This window comes from Agrobacterium sp. V1, assembly GCF_030518355.1.
Taxonomy (GTDB): Bacteria; Pseudomonadota; Alphaproteobacteria; order Rhizobiales; family Rhizobiaceae; genus Agrobacterium; species Agrobacterium cucumeris.
In genome coordinates, this window is sequence record NZ_JAULSF010000004.1 from 122,290 (window position 1) to 139,077 (window position 16,788).

Below are 16,788 nucleotides of genomic sequence, written 5' to 3' on the forward strand. Positions count from 1 at the left end.
GGCCGGCACATTTCCACAGCGAGTATAGTGCCATGCTGAAGATAAAAAACGGTCGCGACTTCGCCGGCGGCGTGACGATGATTTTTGCCGGCCTGTTATTCATCTGGTTCGGTCGCAATCTGGAGGTCGGGAACTCGTTCCAGATGGGCCCCGGTTATTTCCCGACCATGCTCAGCCTGATCTTGATGACGCTTGGCGCGTTCATCCTCATCCAGTCGCTGATGGTAGGCGCTGAGGAAGGTGAGACCGAAACCTGGAACTGGAAGGCCTATTTTCTGGTGATCATCGCTCCCGTCGGCTTCGGTCTCGTGCTGGCGGGGCTTGGCCTTGCACCCACGATGTTCCTGCTCATTGTCGGGGCATCGGCGGCCAGTCGTTATGTCAACTGGCGTCATTCCATCCTGTTGGGCCTGTTCCTGGCGGGCTGCTCCGCCCTGCTTTTCACCAAGCTCCTCGCGCTCCCTCTCCAGGCTTTCGGACCGTGGATCCCCTTCATCGGTGACTTTTTCTAGGGCTCGCCAGTCAGCCCCGAAACCGGATTGGATTACTTATGGACATCTTCTCTAACCTCTGGCTCGGCGCATCCACCGCTTTCCTGCCGATGAACCTGCTTTACGGCTTCATCGGCTGTCTTCTGGGAACTGCGATCGGGGTGTTGCCGGGGCTTGGGCCGACGGCCACGATCGCGATGCTCTTGCCGATCACCTTCGGCTTGCCGCCGGAATCCGCCCTCATCATGCTGGCTGGTATCTTTTATGGCGCGCAATATGGTGGCTCGACAACGGCCATTCTCATCAATCTGCCAGGGGAAAGCTCTTCGGTCGTCACCGTGATCGACGGTTACCAGATGGCGCGCAACGGCCGCGCGGGGGCAGCGCTCGCAACCGCAGCCCTCGGCTCCTTCTTTGCCGGCACGGTGGCGACCATCCTGCTTGCGGTTGCCGCGCCGCCACTTGCCGCAGTCGCGCTCAACTTCGGGCCAGCCGAATATTTCTCCCTTATGGTTCTGGGGCTTGTCGCCTCCGTCGCGCTGGCAAGCGGTTCGCTGCTCAAGGCCTTCGCCATGATCGTCTTCGGCCTGCTGCTTGGCACTGTCGGCACGGATGTCGAAAGTGGTACACCACGCTATGTCTTCGATATTCCCGAACTCTATGATGGATTGAATTTCGTTGCCGTCAGCATGGGCATATTCGGTATTTGTGAAATCCTGCGCAATCTGGAAAACGAGCAGGAGCGTTCGGTTGGCGTCAAGCGTGTGACGGGACTGATGCTGACGAAAGACGATTTCCGGCGAATTTGTGCGCCCGTTTTGCGTGGCACCGCACTTGGGTCCTTCCTCGGTGTTCTGCCGGGCGGTGGGGCTATGCTGGCCTCCTTCGCCGCCTATGCTGTGGAAAAACGGGTTTCTCCCAACCGGGTCGAGTTCGGCAAGGGTGCGATCGAAGGGGTTGCTGCCCCTGAAGCCGCCAACAATGCCGGCGCGCAAACATCGTTCATTCCCATGCTCACCCTCGGCATTCCCGGAAACCCGGTCATGGCGTTGATGGTCGGTGCGATGATAATCCAGGGCATCACGCCCGGCCCGAATGTGATCTCCGAGGAGCCGAGCCTGTTCTGGGGCATGATCGTCTCCATGTGGTCGGGTAATCTCATGCTCGTCATTCTGAACCTGCCGCTGATCGGGCTTTGGGTCCGGATGCTGACCGTGCCTTACCACCTTTTATTTCCGGCGATCATTGGCTTCTGCTGCATCGGCGCTTACAGCATCAACAACAGCGTTTTTGATGTCTTCGTCATGGCAGGTTTCAGCATTGTCGGTTTTGCATTGAGCAAGATGCGTTTCGAACCGGCGCCTTTGCTGCTCGGCTTCATTTTGGGGCCGATGCTGGAGGAAAATCTGCGCCGTGCGATGCTGATCAGCCAGGGCGATCCGACGATCTTTCTGCGCAGCCCGCTTAGCCTGTCGCTGTTGATCTTTGCGGTTGCGGTGCTGGCGCTGGTACTGTCGCCGAGCATCAGCCGCAAACGGGAGGAAGCGTTCACCGAATAGTGAGATTATAACAATCCCATCAGGTCGCTCGGCGACTATCTTGCTGCGGACGATCCGAAGCCGCGTGGCGACGGCCATGAAGGTTGTCCTGTGTGGGGGTATCGATGTATCTGGGGGCGGATACTCATTTGAACCTGCAGGCACATGGAAACATCGCTTTATCTGCCCATCAAAGGCTTTCTTGAAAAGGCGGGTTACACCGTCAAGGGCGAAGTTGGCGGTTGCGACCTTGTCGGTTTGAGCGATGGCGATCCGCCGGTTGTCGTGATTTGCGAGCTGAAACTGAGTTTCAATCTGGAACTCATTTTGCAGGCCGTTGATCGCGCGGCTATCGCCGATGAAGTCTGGATCGCGGCTCGGGTCTCGGCCAGGGGTAAAGGCCGCGAGGCCGACAGGCGTTACCGCGACCTTTGCCGCAGGCTCGGGATCGGCATGCTCGGTATCGCCGATACCGGCGAGGTCAGCATGATCGTTGGTTCGATATCGCCGATGCCGCGAACCAATCCGAAACGGCGGTCGCGGCTCATGCGTGAACACCGGAAACGACGCGGCGATCCAACAGCAGGCGGAAGCACCCGCGCGCCGATCATGACCGCGTATCGCCAGCAGGCGCTTGGCTGCGCTTTGGCGCTGTCGTCAGGGCCGATGCGTGTGCGTCAGGTCAGGTCCAGCATTCCGGATGCAGGGAAGATCCTGCTTGCGAATGTTTATGGCTGGTTTGAGCGGCTCGATCGAGGAGTGTATGGCCTGACGCCGGCCGGATGTGAAGCCTTGCAGCGATGGCCGCAGCAGGACTGCATTTGAGGCCGCGGTTTCACACCACTCCATTCAGATCTTCGGCGTCGGCTTGCGTCCCCGACTCACCTTTTGGGGGTGCTCTTTCCGCATTTGTTCCACCAGGCCGTCAATGCTTCCATGGCAGGACCAAGCCCTCTGGCCTTAAGCGGCCATCGGTTCGATGTCTTCTTCATTCAAATGTTCGACGGTCCACTTCATGATCAGTGGTAGGGGGACCACCGCCACGCCGCTTCTTACTGAAAAGGCGAAGCTGATTTACCAGAGAGGCGCTTGGCTGGCCGGAAAGGCGCAGAATAGCAGCGTTGCTATCATCTTTTTTGTGACAGTTGAGGCAAGCCGGAATATTCGTGCCGAATCTCCGTGGCTTGTTCGGCTCATCTACAACGATTGTGGAATAGCAGGGGCGTCAGTTTGAGTCTTTTCAGAATCCGGACCGGCTGCACAACAGACAAAGCGATGGCGCCTCGCCGGCATAAGTCAACCAGCTACCTTTCGGAATGATTAGATGACGATCACCAGCATCTGAGAGATTGCGAAATTGCGCTCACGGTCAATCAGAACGGGTGGCCCCTTGAAAGCGACCGGCTGCTTTTCCACCCCGAAATCCATAATGCCTTCAACCGCATCGACATCGTGTTCATCCCAGGAACTCCCACAATGGGCCAGAGTTCCGCGAATGAAGAGACCTCGAAACGGAACTGGCCAATAATAAAGGTCGAAGTCGCTTATGTTGTACTCCATTGGTCATGCAAACCACTAACGGGGCTGGTTATTGCTGGTCCCCAAAATGCATTGAGAGCGAACATGGAGCTCAACTGAGCGCTGACCCTTTGTAAGCTGGGGGCCGTGTGATCTCGTTCTCTGCGTCGATTCCGCACCGCTATCGACCGAACTGCTCGGGAATGGTACGCTTAAGACTTACCGGGCCTAGGACACGGCATGTGGATCAATAGGGGCATGATCAACGCTGACAGCCTTCCTCCGGAGTGATGCCTCCGGACGTGTACGGTAGCCCCGCTATATCTCTGCCCATTAGGCGCCGCGGCACGTTCTTGATTTGCGCAACTTTCTGGGGACCCGCATGCTCATTCTTTTCACAATTCTCATAGGATTCGTTGCCGGTCTACGCGCCATGACCGCTCCCGCCGTAGTTGCCTGGAGTGCCTATCTCGGATGGTTCGATATTTCACAAAGCAGTCTCTCCTTCATGGGGTCGATCTGGGCCGTGGCGATTTTTACCGTGCTTGCCATCATCGAACTCATCACCGACCAGCTTCCCAGCACGCCTTCACGCAAAGTGCCCATGCAGTTCGGAGCACGTATCGCGGCGGGCGCTCTCAGCGGTGCGACGATCGCCGCAACTGAGGGCATGGTGGTTGTTGGGCTCCTCGCGGGTGTCGTCGGCGCTGTGATCGGAACATTTGGCGGTGCGGCTGGTCGCGGCTATCTCGCCAACCGGTTCGGCCGTGATCTCCCCGCCGCCCTCATCGAAGATGCGGTCGCCATTGCACTTGCACTGCTCGCCGCGACGGCCGTGTCATGAGGGAGTACGACGCGATCTTCATTGGAGCAGGACAGGCCGGACCGTTCCTCGCCGCCCGCATGGCCGCGATGGGCCGCAAGGTAGTCCTGATCGAACGGAAGTTTCTTGGCGGAACCTGCGTAAATGCCGGATGCATGCCGACAAAGGCCCTGGTCGCCAGTGCCAAGACCGCCGAGGTCGCCCGGCGTGCATCGGAATTCGGCGTCAAGATTGATGGCGAGCCCATCGTGGACATGTCGGCCGTGGCAGCCCGCGCCAGGAAGGTGACCCTAGACGCGAGAAGCGGTCTGGCGGCTTGGTTCGACAGTCTCGAGACGATGGATGTGGTCTATGGCCACGCCAAATTCGTCGCCGCGAAGGCGGTATCCGTGGAAGGGAAGCGCTACACCGCCCCGCAGATTTTCATCAATGTGGGCGCGCGGCCGCATATCCCCGATGTTCCGGGCCTCGCCGACGTGCCTTATCTCACGAGCACGTCGATGATCGCGCTTGAGGAATTGCCGAAGCATCTGGTCATTCTCGGTGGCAGTTATATTGGATTGGAATTCGCCCAGATGTATCGGCGCTTCGGCGCGGAGGTCACTGTCATCGAGCGCGGGCAGCACCTGGCGGCTCGGGAGGACACGGATATCTCGCAAGCCATCGCGGATGTACTGACAAAGGATGGCATCCAGATTCTTCGGGGCCACAATCTGCTATCCATTGCCAGAGACGGCGCAGACGTGGTCGTGCGGACTGATCAGGGCGAAGTTCGTGGCAGCCATGTCCTGGTCGCCGTCGGACGTCAGCCGAATACCGACGATCTCGGGCTCGATCTCGCAGGCGTCGAGACCGATCGGCGCGGCTTCATCACCGTCGATGAGCGTCTGCAGACGACTGCCGACGGTGTCTGGGCACTTGGCGACTGCAATGGGCGAGGGGCCTTCACCCACACATCCTACAATGATTTCGAGATCGCGGCGGCGAACCTCCTCGACGGCGGCGACCGCAAGGTGACCGACCGCATCCTCGGCTATGGCCTCTACATCGATCCACCGCTCGGGCGTGTTGGCATGACAGAGCGCCAGGCGAAAGAGGCCGGCCACCGGATCAAGGTCTCGACCCGTCCCATGAGCCGCGTCGGCCGCGCCGTCGAGAAGGGCGAGACGCTCGGCCTCCTCAAACTCGTGGCCGATGCCGACACCGACCAGGTACTCGGTGCCGCCTTTCTCGGGGTGGGGGGTGACGAGGCGGTCTATGGCGTTCTCGATGCCATGAACATGGAAGCCACGACCGAAAAACTTAGATGGGCCGTACCGATCCATCCGACCGTCGGCGAACTGGTGCCGACGTTGATCGGCGACCTCAGGGAACCTGACGCTTAGCCAGGACCGAACAACATTGAAGCAGTCTGCCAATCTCATTGTTAGGGAAACAGTCCCACCCACTGCAGACCCAGTTCGTGGGGCGGAAATCTTGATTGTGGGTCGTACCTGTTTGGGCGGCAGCCATTTACAATGGGCCCAGAGAATTGGCAGGCTGCTTACTGCCTCTAAAGCAACCGTGACGTTAAACCAAGCTCTTGCTTAGCCTGCCGATCTCGTGCTGAGGGAGTTTGTAATAACAGCGTCGGTGGTTTTGATCCCATCAAGGCGAACGTCCCTGCCACCCGTCTCAACGACAGCGGATCCGAAAACAAAGTAATTTCGCTCGTCTCGATAAGAAGCTGTCGTCGGCCCCGTCCGTGGCAGTTCAAGGCATGGCCGAACGCTGAACCGGCGAACCGCCTTAGCTCGACTGAGCGGCCGCGCTGAGCTTGCGACTTCCCTCAAGCAAATGACGCTGCAAAATTGCACTCGCAGCGTCGATATCCCGATCTCTGCAAGGCTTTAGCAGAGCACGGTGCTCGTCCTGCGATTGCTGGTCATAGTCTAAGCTGGATAGCAACACCCGCACGTAGCGGTATGACGAACCGGAGAAGAAAATGAGGAACGCAGAGCGTACAAGCCCGCTTCGGTACCGTGGGGTATCGACCATCGGCAGCTTTTGCTCTGCATTTTTGGTTTTCGGAGTGGCCACGGCGATGTCAGCGGACATGACGCCGGAGTGCCTTCTCAATATCTGCGAAGCACCATCGTACAGACCGCGATGATCGACGTTTTGACAGAGATAAAATCGTCAGGTCAACGCTCTTATCTGTGCCTATGTCAGTTTGCCTCTATGGTGATGGTGTAGCTTGAGGGGTTGTCCGTATAGGTACGCAACAGATACGTCCCCGCATTCACTTCGTATTCGATGCTGGGTTCATGCGAGAAGGCAGTACTGATCAAAAGGCCATCGACGCCGAGACTGCCAACCACGCGCAGGTCGAATGTGACGTCTGGTTGGTCTGCCGCGATCCTGACTCGGGTAGCGTTCGGCAACGTGAAGGCGAACCAGGCGTCCTTCATTGGCCCTTCGCCGGTTCGTCCCCTGAAGGTCAGGACGCCTTCGACCTTACCCAAATCGGCAGGCTGTTCCGTTGTACCGGCGGTGACGTAACGAGATTCCGCAAAAGCGGGCATATCCGCCGGGCAAAGCAGCGCGATGACGACCGACAACAGGCGCAAAACTGGTAGAAGTCTTTCAATCATTGTTTCCCGTCCGAACAGCCCGCTTCCCCAGAGGTACTCCAGGAAGCCGTTCATGCGCAAACCACCCCTGCTGGACATGTTTACATCAGCCTTTTAGGGTCCGCTTCGGTCAAAGCCAGTGGCATGTTGCCGTTCAGGCATATCCGGCGAAAAGAGGAGAGTGGCTGCCCTTGAACAGCGTAACGTCAGCAGAGTGGCAGGAATTTGTGATCCAGAGGTCGAGGAAGCTTCCTGACCCCGCCGTGGCCGAGGCCCTGTCGAGGTTTCAGCTGGTGTCCGGAGGACCCCAAAACGAAACCGCGGACGCGTGCATTCATCGCGGCGATCTCGCGATTGACGGGGATTTCGTCCCGTCTTCATGGATCACTGTCATCGACGGAAACCTGCATGTCAGCGGCAAAGTCTCAACATGCATCGAAGGGGGCGATGGGCATGTTACCCTCGTTGTCTTTGGCGATCTGAACTGCGGCAGTATCGACAATGACTGGGCCAGCATTATCTTCGTCACTGGAGATGCCGTCGTCAGGGACTGGGTTTTTGCGTCCAGGGAAGACTCGTCGATGGTTGTCGGTGGCGATTTCAGGACGCCGATTTTTATCGGTGCCGATATCTGGGTATCTGTCGGCGGCTCGGTCGAGATGGAATACGGATACGGGTATGCAGTCGCTCTTGCATGGTTCGCTGATGCCTATGGTGCACCCCAGGTCCGGCCGACATATGGTTGGCGCGAGTTGGCAATGAAGCTCGGCTTGGGGCAGGGTCGTATTCGCGAGGAGCAGCTTATGGAATTGCTGGAAGAGCGTTTGCGAACGACAGGAAGCCTGTTGCGCCCGGTGTGAACGCCGGGGCATGATCCTCAACTGGCTGCATCCATCCCGCAACGTTTACTTTCGGACGCGGCGGTCTGATCCCATGGACGATGATGAACCGGAGAAGAAAATGAGGAGCGCAGAGCGAGCAAGTCCGCTTCGGTATCTTGAGATATCGACCATTGGCAGCTTCTGCGCTGCATTTTTGAGTTTCGGGGTGGCCACGGCGATGCCGGCGGACATGACGGCGGAGCGTCTTCTCACTATCTGTGAAGCGCCCACCGTGCAGACCGCGATGACCAAGGGTGACGAACTTGGCTGGCCGCGGCTGACCGATGCGGAAACAGAGGAGTGGCGTCGTAGCTTCGTCGCCCATAATGGCGGCTCGGTGGACGTTGTGGGCTGGCGGCAAGAGAAGGCAGGCGGAGCCGAGTCATTGTCTTTTTGGCTTGCTGCTGGTCCGAACGGACACAAAGCATGCGCATATTCCACGCCAAGGCCTGCCGGTTTCCTGGATGCGTTATCGGAGAGGCTTGGTACACCGGATAATCTGGACAAGAATGACGCGATCGAAAGTACGACAGCCTGGTGGAAACGAGGTGCGGTCGAGTATTCTTTTGTTCAGGTAGGTTCATCCGCCGTCATCAATATCAACTCAAGTCGATGAGATAATGGGAACAGCCGAAGCGTATTTTACGTCGTTACCGAGCAGAAAAATAGACGGAAAAGGTGTCGCGCGTGTCACTTGCCTGACTCAATTGCTGTGGGTTCTCAGGAAAACCAGGCGTCCGGATAGATGGCAATTGCACTTTGGTCGGGGAAGCGGTCAGCCTTTCTCCAGATAGACCGTATAGTCCGCGCCTCGTCGAAATTGGCCGGCACTCTGGAAGGAGCAACCTCTCTTGAAGCGCCCACGCATGGAATAAACCATGCCGGCATCAACGGTTTGGCACTGAAGCCGCCGCTGTCGGCCCGAACCAGCAGCGTCAGGGCAACTTCCTCGCTCGGTCGCCACGGAAAGATCATCCGACCGCCGGGCTTGAGTGCTCGTAGCCAGTCAATTGGAGGTGCTGCCGCTCCAGCATTCACATAGATCACATCGGATTTAGGGAGCCGCTTTTGAGTCGCGTCAGCGTTGATCACGCTTACTCCCTCGAAGGGTTCAAGATTAACTCGAGCTTTTTCAGCCAAGCTCTTGTCGATTTCGAAGGCTGTTACTGTACCTGTTGGCAACACGAGCATCGACAGGATCGCTGAGTAGTATCCCGTTCCCGCACCGATATGCGTGACCGCTTCTCCGCGTTGCGGTGCAACTGCTCCGAGCCAGGCCGCATGAAGCGAAGGCTCCCCGTTGTTGATTCCTTTGTCTGCATCAAGCGCCACCAGGACGTTATGGTAGAGGTAAACGGGATCAGCACTCGGCGTATCGAAATACCGGAGGTTGATCATGACTTTCCAGGGACCAGGCGGGAAGAAAGCTTCGCGGGGCACGACCTCGAAAGCCCTTTCGAGCCGCGGGTCGGACGACCTGCTCGCTTCTACCATCAACCGCGCGTAAAACCCGCGTATTTCTTCGATGCTGGCTCGTTCATTTGCCATGAGCTGGTCTCCTGTCGATGTAGAAAACATCTGACAAACCAATCGGAATTTGCCTTCAATCCGATATTCGGCGTTCGTTCAGGAAGTTTTCGATCTTTTTCGCTTCCTTCTCGTGGGCCGGCTGTTGCCCGGGGGAAAGTTTCTTTGGCGCGACCTCTTTCGGGGTATCAGGGGCTACGCCTGTCCCTGCTGTCTCAGCCGTGAAGTTGAAGCGTACGTCGCCATCGATTGGAAGGACGGCGATCTTTGCTTCGCATTTCAGGATCGCACGAACACCCGCTTGTGCGAATGCCTTATTGAGTGGCCCATCTCCTTTCGACACGACTTTCGGCACGCCTTTCAGTTTCCCATCTTCGAAATGTGCTTCGATGATGGCGGAGGTTGTCGCGCCGGCAGGAACCATAAAGCAGCCGAGGACGGCTTTCTGTAATCTGGCCTTGTCGTGATCGGAGGGTTCCGCTGCCATCGAGACTGATATCAGGAGCGGAAGAGCAAACGATGCCATGACAGTGGGCCGCCAGTGCTGCTTTTGGATTTTGCATCTATATGGTTTGCTCTTCGTGCCGCGCATAATCGATCGCTTCCGTTCGTTGTTCCGCATGTGATCGTAACCGCTCCTCGGGCACAATAACCAGGACGTTGAAACCTTGGTCGATATCAAAGGTCTGCGGGTCGAGCAGTTCGTTTACATGCTCCGAGCTGAACCAAAGCCAGATATTTTGATCGTAGACGGTCGCGACCGCTTCTTTCATGACATCTTTGATGGCTTCGATGATTTCGACCCCGGCCCCGCCTCTCGTATTGAGGTGCATGAGCTTTTTCCGTGCCGGGCTTCCCGCATCGGAAACAGCGATGGACACCCTGTCCTTCATGTAACTTTTGACCCGGACCCGCAGTCGCTTCGGGCGAGACGCATCAAATTGGTCGTTAATGGCTTTGACGCGCGCCTCGATGTCGGCATCGTCCAGGCGCTCCTTGGGCAAAACATCGTCCGCCGGCGCAAGCTCGTCGCCAAACTGCGCGCGTGCCACCTCGGCAGCGTGATGCGCGTATGCGAGATGAGTAACGGGTAGTGCCTTCAGCCATTTGCGGCGTTGCGTGATCGCCATCGACTTTGCCGCTTCCTCACCGAATTTGGCGATGGAGAAGTTTTCTCTTTTTTGCCCCTCACTGGTCATCAGCGTTGCCTGCCAGACATCCCCGTCAGCCGCATCAACGCGCCTCACGCCGGAAATTCCGCTCCGATTGTTCTTACGCAGAAGTACGGCCTGCTCGTGATTGGTGGCAGGCGGAATTGCAAGGATAATGGCATCGCGGTAGGCGCGTGCCTGACGATAGGCGGCATCGCCCGAACCGTAGACACTGTCCTTGAACAGCCTGACGATCCTGTGGCCGCGCCGCCTTAGGCTGACCCACCAGCCAGCACCGCGGTGTGCCCCGGCGGCTTCTTCTCGACGCAAGCCATAGTGGTCGGCGTCGTGTTTTGTCTGTTTCGGCCTTGCTCCAACCGGCACGTCCACCCCCTCCTGTCAGATTTCATCGATGGAATTTTGGCATATCCAGGTTGCGGAATTCATGGTGAATCCATGGTTTCGCCACAATGTTTGATTGCATTCTGTCGAGATTTTGGCAGTTGATTGATATTTTTCCGATCTTCCATCGAGGTTTGCCATGAATGATCAGACTTCTTTTTCCGATTTCATTCAGGCGAGCCGTGTGCTCAAGGTCAAGTCTCCGTTAGGGGAAGATCAGCTTCTGCCGGAACGACTTGCGGTTGACGAGGGCGTATCGCAGCTCTTCGACATTCGTCTGACGGTGCGTGCCAAGAAGGAAGCGGTCAAGCCCGAAGAGCTGATCGGACGGCTGGTCGATATCTCCATCGAGATCAGCCAGGGCGACGGCGATGGCGGCGGTGTTCGCCGCCCCTTCAACGGCCTGGTGACGGAGCTGCATGAAGGCCCGCCGATCACCCGCGGCATGCGCTCCTATGCGCTGACCATACGCCCGCAAATGTGGCTTCTGTCGCGCCGGTCGGATTGCCGTATCTGGATGGACAAGACGGCGGTGGAGGTCGTCGAGACGCTGTTTTCCGAACATGGCATTCCCGCTCCCGACACGTCAGGCATCATTTCGCCTCCGCCTGCACAGCATTACAGCGTTCAATGGAATGAAGATGACCTCTCCTATCTTCTGCGTCGTTTCGAGGAAGATGGCCTGTTCTACTGGTTTGCCCATGAGGACGGTTCCCACAAGCTGCATGTGGCCGATAGCGCCAGTGGCTGGCTTGGGCCGTCGCCGGCCGCGCAAGGGGAGGGGACGGTACGGCTGGCGCAGGGATCGTCGGATCGCAACCATATCAATGACTGGGCGCGGCGTTTTTCCTATGTCTCGGGCCAGCGTGCGGGTGCCGACTGGAATTTCGAGACGCCGGGCATGGTGCCGGGCACGATGACACCGTCGCTGGTGCAGATGCCGGATGCGACGAAGCGCGAGCTTTACGAATATCCAGCCCGCATCAAGACGGTGGAAGAGGCCGAGCGCGCGCAGAAACTGCGCACCCAGTCCATCGAAGCCGATCACGACCGGGTTTTCGGTTCGTCGACCTCGCGCATTCTGGAGGCCGGCCGCCGCTTCACGCCTTACGAGGTCGCCCACCCCGAACACGCCTATGAAGAACATGTGATCATCAGGGCAAGCCACAATATCGTCGATCTCTCTTATGAGACCAATGGCAACGAGCCGGAATATCGCAATCACTTCGAGGCGATCCCCGCCCGTGTGCCGCTGACGCCGCACCGGTCGACAAAACGCCCGCGCATCGAAGGGACGCAGGTGGCGATCGTCGCCGGACCTGAAGGCGAGGAAATCCATCCTGACCAATATGGCCGCATCAAGCTGTGGTTCCCGTGGGACCGCAAGGCGAAGAAGGATGGCACGGATACGTGCTGGGTTCGTGTCAGCCAGGCATGGGGCGGCGGCACTTGGGGTGCGCAGGTCATTCCGCGCATCGGCATGGAGGTGATGGTCGCCTTTGTCGATGGCGACCCGGATAAGCCGCTGGTCATCGGCGTGGTCAACAATCCGGCCAATTCCGTGCCTTACGACCTGCCGGCCAACAAGACGCGCATGGTGCTGCGCTCCAACAGCCACAAGGGCGACGGTTTCAACGAAATCACTTTCGAGGATGAGGCCGGCAAGGAGAACCAGTTCTTCCACGCCCAGAAGGACCAGACGACGCGGGTTCTGAATGACCGGACCAAGCGCATCGATCGGCATGAGGTCGCCTCGGTCGGCGGCAACCGCGCGGTGGAAGTTTCCGGCAACCAGAAACACGAGATCGGCGGCTCGGTAAACACCGTCGTCGGCGGCACGGGGCCGATGGCGATGATGGCGATGGCGGGTGTGCAGGCGCTCTCCGGGCAGACGGCGGGGCTGCTTTCGCAGGCCGCCCAGATCGCCGGCGGCGGTGGCCCGGGTGTCGCGGCCTTCGCCACCACGCTCGCCTCATCCGCACTCGGCTTCCTCGGCGCAGGCGGTCTTTCCTCGCGTGAGGGGGTCGTTTCCGGCCCGAGCCCGCGCGCGGATGCGGGTACGGCGCTAGCCGGCTCCGGCTCGGGCGTCGGTTCCGATGCTTCGGGATTGTTTCCGCTGCCGGGCATCATGAACACGATCGTCAGCACGTTCAAATCCGATAGCGTCGGTGTGGCGCGGGCTGAACAGATCGGGGTCAGCAAGGTTACGAATGTAGGCCAGACGTCGCTGGAGAGCGTCGGAAAGTTCAAGAAGATTGCAGTCGGTGAAGAGTTCGTCATCGAATGCGGCGATTCCAAATTCATCATGAAGGCGAATGGCGAGGTCATCATTCTTGGCAAGACCTTCAATTTCGTGGCGACGGATCATTTTCAGCTTCGCGGCAAGCCGATCGATCTGAACTGACGGAGGCCGGGTCTTGGAACTTCAGAACCGCCTGCCGTTTCCCGCCATGGCTTTCCGTCAGTTCGATGCCGAAGGAGGGCTCGATTGTATCGTCTCCGTGCGTGCAACATTCACGCATGCTCAGGGCGGTTCGCTGGATGTCGCAGCCGAGCAGGAAAGTTTCCAGTGGGAGGATGCCTATGAGGGCGATCCGCACCAGACCGTCCTCCTGCGCCAAAGCGACCTTACCCCGGACAAGCCCGGCACGGATATAACCTTTCTCGGGAATGCGTGGTCTGCGAGTGGCGAGCCGGAGAAATCCTGGCGTGCCTCCATCCGCGTTGGTGGAATTTTCAAGGAAATCGAGGTTTTCGGCAAACGCTTCTGGCAACCTGTCGTTAAGGAGAAATGGGCAGGTTTTACCGCCAGGGAAGCCAAACGTGTGGTAGCGGATTGGAAACTGAGCGATCCTGAACCGGCTAGAAGCGTGGCCATATGCTGGCGCAACGCTTATGGCGGCGCGATCCCTGGCACAGGTGACGCGGGGACGGAAACACCGATTGACGTGGAGCGCCGAAATCCGCTTGGGTGCGGCATCGTCAATCTTGAGATGCCTGCCGACGCCGGGCCTGTTCCAGCTCCGCAGATCGCTGCCGTTGGTGAGCATTCCGATTGGCGGAGCACGCCGGAACCGCAGGGATTTGGGCTCGTTTCGCCTTGGTGGCAGTTCCGTCAGCAATATTCCGGAACCTATGATGATGGTTGGCGGAAGGAGAGGCACCCCCTCTTGCCGCGTGATTTTGATCCACGCTTCTGGCAGGCGGCCCATCCTGATCTCATCGCGACGCCTCACCTCAAGGGTGACGAGAACTACGAGCTCGTTAATCTGAGTTCTGAGCATCCGGTCGCGAAAGGCTCGTTGCCTGGCCTTACCCTCGGTGTCCATTGCTCTCGCGAAGATCGTGATGAATGGCATGTGCTGAAGCTCGATGGCGTGCAATTCGACTGGCGCAATGACGGGCGGGTGCTTCTGACCTGGCGCATCAGGTTTCCTCTTCCCGATGCCGGTGAAACAAAACTTACCCTGACGCGCGTTCGTCTGAAGTCTCCTGAAACCGAAGCGGCTTTAACCGAGAGGGAGACAGCATGAGCATCCCCCGCGACAATTATATCGGAGAGCCCCAATATCCCGGCACATGGACCACGGGGACACCGCGTGAGGGACTGCGTGACATCGATGAGGCGCGTATCGTCTCTTTGGCGCCTGATGTATGCCTGACACCGGTTGGCTCGTCGGTAGTGCCTATTCCCTATCCGGTCGTGGATTTTTGCGGCCATGATAAAAACTATACGCCGTCTGTTCGGTTCACCGGCAAAAAGGCAATGGTGATGCGTTCGTGCACGACACATGTGCACGGCGATGCGCCCGGCAGCCGCAAGGGGGTAAAATCCGGTACGGTGGAAAGCATCTGCGAACCCATCGGGCACGCCGATCAGGTGCGTGCTGAAGGCTCGCATGTCATTCGCCACCTTGATCGTTTTTATATGAACAACAGGAATACCCAGGGTGAGGCGATCTTCGTCCGCAGCACGCAGACCTATGACCCTCCCAAGGACGATGATCCGGTGCGGGGGTCGCTTCGTGCAATTGAAGTCGCCGATGCTTCAGAAAAGCAAAATCGTTCATCTGATGCCGTGCCTTCTGGCGGCGCTGCTCTGGGCTTTCTCGTCACGCCAGGATTTGCTCCACTCGTTCAAGGTGCGGGTGGAGCTGCGGCTGGAGGAGCAAGTACCGCTGCCGCCGGTGCGGCAACTTCTGGCGCTGGGGGGGCTGCCGCGGCAGGAGGCGTCAGTTTGGGAACGATATTGGCGGGGATCGGAATATTCGCCGCCGGTGTGCTTATTCCGACCAACAAGATGAACTTTTCCGATACCGTTCCACAAGACGATTTTGAACAGAAATTGCTTTTAGATGCGCAACGCAGAATCAACGAACTTCCATTCTGGGACAGCGGTACTGATATCCGGAATGAGACGTTTGCAAAAATTCAGGAACACAGAAATAAACCGACGCAGGACCCGGAGCCCAAACCTGTTCCTGTGCCGCCACCTGGATCAAATGTTCGTATTGATGAGGATGAAAATCGTAGATGTCGTTTATTGATAATCTGCTTTATGCCCACAAAAAGTACGATCGATCTCGATGAGTTCAAGCGACAAATGGAATTGCAGGAACAAGGGCTCAACAATATGAGTCCGCAGCAGATGTTGGCCAATCAAGCAAAGTATTTAGCGAATCCGGCGGGCATGCGGGCTTTGTCAGAGCCGCTCCAGGCGAAAGCGCGCCAAGAATATAGGAATGACCCGCGCATCCAGAAAATGTACGTTGATAAATACGGTCCAGTTCAGGGTCCGATAAAATTGGGGCAATATCTGGATTCCGCGGCCGCATTGCATAATCCAGACATGATCGCGGGTGGAAGATATAATTCTGTAGTCGATCAGGCGTTGCCAATTGAAAACCGGATAGGTGGCCTTTCCGAGAATAGCTCTATGGGAAGCCAATGGATCAATCCGAATCGAAACGGAAATACTCGCGCTAGCCGATTGACGGAACATGCGAAGAGACAAGCGGCGAACAACTGTCCAAGTGTGCAAGTTGATCTTCGACTTTGCCCAAGTAACCCCAGTCGTCCCGGTGAGCCATTAACAGGAACATAAAAATGGTAGAAAAGCCGAACTATAACGTGTTTGAAACTAAATGGATTGACGAGCTCCTGAATGCATACGAGATCGACCATATAGTTAAGCCTGACGCGCAATTAATAGAGCGCTATAAGGATCGTTTGCCTGAAATCTTGGTGAAATTCTGGATCGAAAAAGGTTGGTGTAGTTGGTCAAGGGGCCAATATTGGATATGCGATCCCTCTATATTTCAGCCCGTCATCGACTATGTGTTTCTCGGTGATCCTGAGCTTGATCCAACGCGCATGATTGCCTTTGGATATAATGCGTTCGGTAATGTCGATATTTGGTATGGCGATGCGACGATACGGTTGAACCTGCCGAATGGCATGGTCCGCGTGGAGCCCCGCGGATATGACGAAGACCAAAATCGCCAATGGACCGATGAAGTAATGATCGGTCTTAAACTGTCATTCAACGTCTCTCCATATGTTGCGCCATGGGAAGACGAAAAATACCAGAACATGATGCCACAAGCTCTAAAAGCACTTGGAGAGCTCGAACCAGGGGAAGTTTATGGCTTTGTGCCAGCTCTTAGCGTAGGCGGACGAAATACTGTGAAAAATCTGCAAAAAGTAAAACTTAAGGAACACTTACTCTTACTGGCTTCCTTCGATACTCCGACTCTATATGACTACGCTCCACCGTCTGAAGGCGGAAGCAGCATGGGTGAGGTCACCCCACTTCGAAAGATAGGCGCGAAACGCTGAGAGCGTG

The 16,788-nt window shown here is 57.4% G+C and carries 16 protein-coding genes and 2 pseudogenes; 11 read left to right on the plus strand and 7 right to left on the minus strand.

What is annotated here, in order from left to right:
- Nucleotides 1–32 precede the first annotated feature (32 nt).
- The 3 genes from QSV77_RS25600 (at nucleotide 33) to QSV77_RS25610 (ending at nucleotide 2,854) form a co-directional block, all read left to right on the plus strand.
- Nucleotides 33–512: a tripartite tricarboxylate transporter TctB family protein gene (locus QSV77_RS25600; RefSeq protein ID WP_302735572.1), complete on the plus strand. Its 480-nt coding sequence runs from the start codon at nucleotides 33–35 to the stop codon at nucleotides 510–512.
- Nucleotides 513–550: 38 nt separating this feature from the next.
- Nucleotides 551–2,050: a tripartite tricarboxylate transporter permease gene (locus QSV77_RS25605; RefSeq protein ID WP_080855004.1), complete on the plus strand. Its 1,500-nt coding sequence runs from the start codon at nucleotides 551–553 to the stop codon at nucleotides 2,048–2,050.
- Between the two features lie 144 nt (nucleotides 2,051–2,194).
- Nucleotides 2,195–2,854, plus strand: coding sequence for a DUF2161 domain-containing phosphodiesterase (locus QSV77_RS25610; RefSeq protein ID WP_078053800.1), 660 nt, complete (start codon nucleotides 2,195–2,197; stop codon nucleotides 2,852–2,854).
- A 56-nt stretch (nucleotides 2,855–2,910) separates the two neighbouring features.
- On the opposite strand, the pseudogene QSV77_RS25875 reads toward QSV77_RS25610, so the two are convergent.
- Nucleotides 2,911–2,991: pseudogene (locus tag QSV77_RS25875) on the minus strand (transcriptional regulator); the annotation flags it as partial.
- A 376-nt stretch (nucleotides 2,992–3,367) separates the two neighbouring features.
- Nucleotides 3,368–3,577, minus strand: a pseudogene (locus tag QSV77_RS25615) (glutathione S-transferase N-terminal domain-containing protein); the annotation flags it as partial.
- Between the two features lie 352 nt (nucleotides 3,578–3,929).
- Here QSV77_RS25615 and QSV77_RS25620 point away from each other — a divergent pair.
- A complete protein-coding gene (locus QSV77_RS25620; RefSeq protein ID WP_078053798.1) occupies nucleotides 3,930–4,391 on the plus strand; it encodes a DUF4126 family protein in 462 nt (153 codons plus the stop codon).
- Nucleotides 4,388–5,755 (plus strand): FAD-containing oxidoreductase, encoded by a 1,368-nt coding sequence (locus tag QSV77_RS25625; RefSeq protein WP_078053797.1) that lies wholly within the window; start codon nucleotides 4,388–4,390, stop codon nucleotides 5,753–5,755. Before QSV77_RS25620 ends, QSV77_RS25625 begins: the two co-directional genes overlap by 4 nt.
- 403 nt (nucleotides 5,756–6,158) lie before the next feature.
- Here the strand turns inward: QSV77_RS25625 and QSV77_RS25630 are convergent, their stop codons facing one another.
- Both QSV77_RS25630 and QSV77_RS25635 read right to left on the minus strand, forming a co-directional pair.
- The gene (locus QSV77_RS25630) at nucleotides 6,159–6,467 is read right to left on the minus strand and encodes an FCD domain-containing protein (protein WP_223215703.1); all 309 of its coding nucleotides are present in this window, start codon (nucleotides 6,465–6,467) and stop codon (nucleotides 6,159–6,161) included.
- Between the two features lie 110 nt (nucleotides 6,468–6,577).
- Entirely contained in the window at nucleotides 6,578–7,057 is a 480-nt protein-coding gene (locus QSV77_RS25635; RefSeq protein ID WP_078053770.1) for a PPC domain-containing protein, read from the minus strand.
- A gap of 116 nt (nucleotides 7,058–7,173) precedes the next feature.
- Here QSV77_RS25635 and QSV77_RS25640 point away from each other — a divergent pair, with 116 nt between their 5' ends.
- Nucleotides 7,174–7,842 carry a hypothetical protein gene (locus QSV77_RS25640; protein WP_078053769.1) on the plus strand — a complete coding sequence of 223 codons (669 nt, stop codon included), beginning with the start codon at nucleotides 7,174–7,176 and terminating at the stop codon, nucleotides 7,840–7,842.
- Nucleotides 7,843–7,915: 73 nt separating this feature from the next.
- Nucleotides 7,916–8,479, plus strand: a complete 564-nt coding sequence (locus tag QSV77_RS25645) for a hypothetical protein (RefSeq protein WP_162936141.1) — start codon at nucleotides 7,916–7,918, stop codon at nucleotides 8,477–8,479.
- A gap of 104 nt (nucleotides 8,480–8,583) precedes the next feature.
- On the opposite strand, the gene QSV77_RS25650 is transcribed toward QSV77_RS25645, so the two are convergent.
- The 3 genes from QSV77_RS25650 to QSV77_RS25660 are packed head-to-tail and all read right to left on the minus strand — an operon-like array spanning nucleotide 8,584 to nucleotide 10,925.
- Nucleotides 8,584–9,411, minus strand: a complete 828-nt coding sequence (locus QSV77_RS25650) for a protein-L-isoaspartate O-methyltransferase (protein ID WP_302735573.1) — start codon at nucleotides 9,409–9,411, stop codon at nucleotides 8,584–8,586.
- A gap of 55 nt (nucleotides 9,412–9,466) precedes the next feature.
- Nucleotides 9,467–9,916, minus strand: a complete 450-nt coding sequence (locus QSV77_RS25655) for a hypothetical protein (RefSeq protein WP_078053767.1) — start codon at nucleotides 9,914–9,916, stop codon at nucleotides 9,467–9,469.
- A gap of 37 nt (nucleotides 9,917–9,953) precedes the next feature.
- A complete protein-coding gene (locus QSV77_RS25660; RefSeq protein WP_193559590.1) occupies nucleotides 9,954–10,925 on the minus strand; it encodes a hypothetical protein in 972 nt (323 codons plus the stop codon).
- 157 nt (nucleotides 10,926–11,082) lie between these two features.
- On the opposite strand from QSV77_RS25660, the gene tssI reads away from it, so the two are divergent.
- Genes tssI through QSV77_RS25680 form a run of 4 tightly spaced genes read left to right on the plus strand, consistent with a single transcriptional unit; the run spans nucleotide 11,083 to nucleotide 16,781 of the window.
- Complete coding sequence (gene tssI, locus QSV77_RS25665; RefSeq protein WP_078053766.1) at nucleotides 11,083–13,347, plus strand: type VI secretion system tip protein TssI/VgrG; 2,265 nt, start codon at nucleotides 11,083–11,085, stop codon at nucleotides 13,345–13,347.
- Nucleotides 13,348–13,360: 13 nt separating this feature from the next.
- Nucleotides 13,361–14,476: a DUF2169 domain-containing protein gene (locus tag QSV77_RS25670; RefSeq protein WP_142846680.1), complete on the plus strand. Its 1,116-nt coding sequence runs from the start codon at nucleotides 13,361–13,363 to the stop codon at nucleotides 14,474–14,476.
- Complete coding sequence (locus tag QSV77_RS25675; protein ID WP_142846682.1) at nucleotides 14,473–16,047, plus strand: polymorphic toxin type 15 domain-containing protein; 1,575 nt, start codon at nucleotides 14,473–14,475, stop codon at nucleotides 16,045–16,047. The genes QSV77_RS25670 and QSV77_RS25675 overlap by 4 nt, the downstream gene beginning before the upstream one ends.
- 2 nt (nucleotides 16,048–16,049) lie before the next feature.
- On the plus strand, nucleotides 16,050–16,781 hold the full coding sequence (locus QSV77_RS25680) for a GAD-like domain-containing protein (protein ID WP_078053763.1): 732 nt from the start codon (nucleotides 16,050–16,052) through the stop codon (nucleotides 16,779–16,781).
- Nucleotides 16,782–16,788 lie beyond the last annotated feature (7 nt).

Bases quoted from the DNA above. Each gene is read 5' to 3' on its own strand.
- QSV77_RS25600 (WP_302735572.1), top strand. From the start codon at position 33: ATGCTGAAGATAAAAAACGGTCGCGACTTCGCCGGCGGCGTGACGATG.
- QSV77_RS25605 (WP_080855004.1), top strand. From the start codon at position 551: ATGGACATCTTCTCTAACCTCTGGCTCGGCGCATCCACCGCTTTCCTG.
- QSV77_RS25610 (WP_078053800.1), top strand. From the start codon at position 2,195: ATGGAAACATCGCTTTATCTGCCCATCAAAGGCTTTCTTGAAAAGGCG.
- QSV77_RS25620 (WP_078053798.1), top strand. From the start codon at position 3,930: ATGCTCATTCTTTTCACAATTCTCATAGGATTCGTTGCCGGTCTACGC.
- QSV77_RS25625 (WP_078053797.1), top strand. From the start codon at position 4,388: ATGAGGGAGTACGACGCGATCTTCATTGGAGCAGGACAGGCCGGACCG.
- QSV77_RS25630 (WP_223215703.1), bottom strand. From the start codon at position 6,467: ATGTCCGCTGACATCGCCGTGGCCACTCCGAAAACCAAAAATGCAGAG.
- QSV77_RS25635 (WP_078053770.1), bottom strand. From the start codon at position 7,057: ATGAACGGCTTCCTGGAGTACCTCTGGGGAAGCGGGCTGTTCGGACGG.
- QSV77_RS25645 (WP_162936141.1), top strand. From the start codon at position 7,916: ATGGACGATGATGAACCGGAGAAGAAAATGAGGAGCGCAGAGCGAGCA.
- QSV77_RS25650 (WP_302735573.1), bottom strand. From the start codon at position 9,411: ATGGCAAATGAACGAGCCAGCATCGAAGAAATACGCGGGTTTTACGCG.
- QSV77_RS25655 (WP_078053767.1), bottom strand. From the start codon at position 9,916: ATGGCATCGTTTGCTCTTCCGCTCCTGATATCAGTCTCGATGGCAGCG.
- tssI (WP_078053766.1), top strand. From the start codon at position 11,083: ATGAATGATCAGACTTCTTTTTCCGATTTCATTCAGGCGAGCCGTGTG.
- QSV77_RS25675 (WP_142846682.1), top strand. From the start codon at position 14,473: ATGAGCATCCCCCGCGACAATTATATCGGAGAGCCCCAATATCCCGGC.
- QSV77_RS25680 (WP_078053763.1), top strand. From the start codon at position 16,050: ATGGTAGAAAAGCCGAACTATAACGTGTTTGAAACTAAATGGATTGAC.